4 protein-coding genes and 1 pseudogene are annotated in these 2,966 nt (G+C 71.5%); 2 read left to right on the forward strand and 3 right to left on the reverse strand.

The annotated features are described in order from the left end of the window. The 3 genes and pseudogenes from JNW89_RS32975 to JNW89_RS32990 form a co-directional block, all read right to left on the reverse strand. A partial coding sequence (locus tag JNW89_RS32975; RefSeq protein WP_238452020.1) for a lytic polysaccharide monooxygenase occupies positions 1–692 on the reverse strand: 692 nt, incomplete at its 3' end. Between the two features lie 119 nt (positions 693–811). Beyond that, positions 812–1,287: pseudogene (locus JNW89_RS32985) on the reverse strand (GNAT family N-acetyltransferase). 71 nt (positions 1,288–1,358) lie between these two features. Further along, on the reverse strand, positions 1,359–1,616 hold the full coding sequence (locus JNW89_RS32990) for a Prokaryotic metallothionein (protein ID WP_238452023.1): 258 nt from the start codon (positions 1,614–1,616) through the stop codon (positions 1,359–1,361). 157 nt (positions 1,617–1,773) lie between these two features. Here JNW89_RS32990 and JNW89_RS32995 point away from each other — a divergent pair, with 157 nt between their 5' ends. After that, positions 1,774–2,049 (forward strand): isoamylase early set domain-containing protein, encoded by a 276-nt coding sequence (locus tag JNW89_RS32995; protein ID WP_238452024.1) that lies wholly within the window; start codon positions 1,774–1,776, stop codon positions 2,047–2,049. Positions 2,050–2,166: 117 nt separating this feature from the next. Then, positions 2,167–2,904, forward strand: a complete 738-nt coding sequence (locus JNW89_RS33000; RefSeq protein WP_238452025.1) for a lytic polysaccharide monooxygenase — start codon at positions 2,167–2,169, stop codon at positions 2,902–2,904. Positions 2,905–2,966 lie beyond the last annotated feature (62 nt).

The following is a 2,966-nucleotide window of genomic DNA, read 5'->3' on the forward strand; positions in this document are numbered from 1 at the left end:
CCGAAGTCGACGTCGCTGCACAGGTAGTACGACTGGTCCAGGTGGCTGGCCTGCCAGATCGTGTAGACGATGTGCCGGCCGGTGCGTCCCGGCGCGTTCGCCGGCACCTGGATCGACACCCCCTGGGCCTCGGGGGTCCACTGGGCCGCCGGGGTGTTGCCGATCTGGCCGACCAGTTCCAGGTCGCTCCAGGCCAGCGGCTTGGTCAGGGCGTTGAAGCCCTGCTTCGTCACGTACACCCGGATGTAGTCGGCGCCGTGACTGGCCTGGTCGTACAGCTTGATCCTGAAGTTGGTCGTGGTCGGCACGGTCTTCCACGCGCCGACCGTGTCGAGCGCGTTGTAGCGGCCGCTGGCGGTGTGCCCGGCGCTGCACAACTGGCCGTCCGGGATGGCGCCCTGGTGGTTGCCGGCGACGCCCTCGCGGAACAGGCCGTTCCAGTTCCACATGGCGTTCGGGTCGGCCTGCCAGGCCTGCCAGCACATCGGGTCCTCGGTGGCCATCTTCGGGTTCTGGAAGTCGCTGCCCCAGCGTTGCCAGCAGCCGTAGTTGCGCGACGCCGGGTCCACCACCGATCCGTGGGCGGAGGCGGACCGGGCCAGGGCGGTGGTGAGCAGCAGCGCGACGATCGCGCCGACGGTGAGCAGCGCCGCCACCAGTGGGGTGGGGCGTCTGCGCAGCAGGACGGACATGGAGCCTCCGGGGTCTGGAGTGTCGGTCGACGACGCCCGGACGGCCGGGAGTTGCCCCCTCCCGAACCCCTGCGTGGCTCCCGCGACGGCTCTGCCCCGCAGGCTCCCACGGGAAAACGCTATCCGTCAATGTCTCCCGGGTGGCCGGGTCGGCTCTGCCGGCGCATCGGGACGTGCGGGATGCCGTCCTCGACGTACTCCGGGCCGGTCACCGCGAAGCCGTGCCGGGTGTAGAAGTCGACCAGGTAGGACTGCGCCTCCAGCACGCACGGCCGGTCACGACCAGCCGCAGCGCCTCGGTCATCAGCCGGCCGGCGTGCCCGCCGCCGCGCGCCGCCGGCGCCACCACCACCCGGCCGATCCGCGCCGAGCCGTCCGGGTCGGCCAGGATCCGCAGGTACGCCAGCACGGCGCCGTCGCGCTCCAGCCAGAGGTGCCGGGTGCCGGGCTCGACGTCCCGGCCGTCCAGCTCCGGGTACGGGCAGTGCTGCTCGACCACGAACACGTCGATGCGCAGCCGGAGCAGGTCGTGGAAGGTGCGAGCGGCCAGGTCGGCGAAGGCGGCGACCCGGACCTGGGTGGTCTGCGGCGGCATCCCGCGATGGTAGGCCGCGCCGTGGCGCGTACCCGGGAGAGCCCCGGCCCGGTGCGGGCCGGGGCGCGCGGTCAGGCCGGGCGGGCGCCGACCGCGTCGCGGATCTCGGCGCCCTGGGCCTCCACGGCGCGGGCGCAGTGCGCGCAGCAGAAGAACCGGCCGCCGACCTCCACGCCGTGGCCGAGGATCTTGACCTCACAGTGCTCGCAGATCGGCGCCAGCTTCTGCGCCGCGCACTCAAAGCAGTCGAAGGTGTGCGTGTCACCGCTGACCGTGCGCACCTCGAACGCCATCCAGTACTCGTTGCCGCAGACCTCACAGGTAGCCACGATCGAAAACCCCCCGAATCAGGACATGTCACTTCAGGGTGCGCCAGGGCGGGGCTGTTGGGGGCGAAATGCCGCGAGTGGATCCGGCCGGACGGCGTTTCGCCCCCGGCGTGTCGCGCGTTGGGCCTGGTGAACCGCCCCGACCCCGGAGGATCACGTGATCAAGCGCAACAAGCTCTTCGGCAACCAGACCCGGGTCACCTTCTGCCTGCCCCGGGACACCCCGCCCGGTCCGGTCAGCGTCGTCGGCTGCTTCAATGGCTGGGAGCCGGGCCGGCACGAGCTGATCGCCCGCCGCGACGGCACCCGGACGGTGACCGTGAAGCTCGGCCCCGGCGAGTACCGCTTCCGGTACCTCGCCAGCGGGGGCGTCTGGCTGGACGACGACTCCGCCGACCGGGTCGACGAGAAGGGCAGCCTGCTGCTGCTCTGAACGGAGGCGGGAGGCTCACGAGCGTCGATGGTTTTATTGACAGGAGTCTTTACTGTTAACAAGGTTTAAATTATGTTGGTGGCACCTTCAGCAGGCCGAAGCCGAGGAGTTGTCATCATGCGTCGAAGAGTCACCGTCCCGGTCCTGGCGGCGGGCGCCGTCGTGTCCTCGCTCGCCGTCGCCGCTCCCGCCCAGGCGCACGGCTACGTCTCCGGACCGCCCAGCCGCCAGGCGCTCTGCGCGCAGAACCGGGTGCCCGACTGCGGGCAGATCAAGTACGAGCCGCAGAGCGTGGAGGGCCCGAAGGGGCTGCGCAACTGCCACGCCAACATCGCCCAGTTCGCCGTCCTGAACGACGACAGCCGGGGCTGGCCGGCCACCTCGGTCGGCAGCTCGGTGACGTTCACCTGGGTCAACACCGCCCGGCACGCCACCAGCAACTGGGAGTACTTCATCGGCGGCACCCGGGTGGGCGTCTTCAACGGGGGCGGCCAGCAGCCCGGCGCCACCGTGTCGCACACCGTGAACCTCGGCGGCTTCTCCGGCCGGCAGAAGATCCTCGCCGTCTGGAACATCGCCGACACCGCCAACGCGTTCTACTCCTGCGTGGACGTGCAGATCGGCGGCGGTGGTCCGGCACCCAGCCCGACGCCGACCCCCACCAGCTCGCCCACCCCGACGCCGCCGGCTCCCACCACCTCGCCCGCCCCCAGCGGCACCTGGACCGCGGGTCGCGCCTACCAGGTCGGCGACCAGGTCACCTACAACGGGCTGACCTACCGGTGCCGGCAGGCGCACACCGCGATCCCGGGCTGGGAACCGCCGAACGTGCCGGCGCTGTGGTTGCAGGTCTGACCGGACGGGTACGGCCCGTGCCGGTGCGGGCCGCATCCGCCCCTCGACGCGACCCGGCCGGG

The sequence above is a fragment of the Micromonospora sp. 4G55 genome (assembly GCF_016803375.1).

What these genes read in the sequence shown, in the direction of transcription:
- JNW89_RS33000 (WP_238452025.1), top strand. Translation starts at nt 2,167, where the DNA reads ATGCGTCGAAGAGTCACCGTCCCGGTCCTGGCGGCGGGCGCCGTCGTG.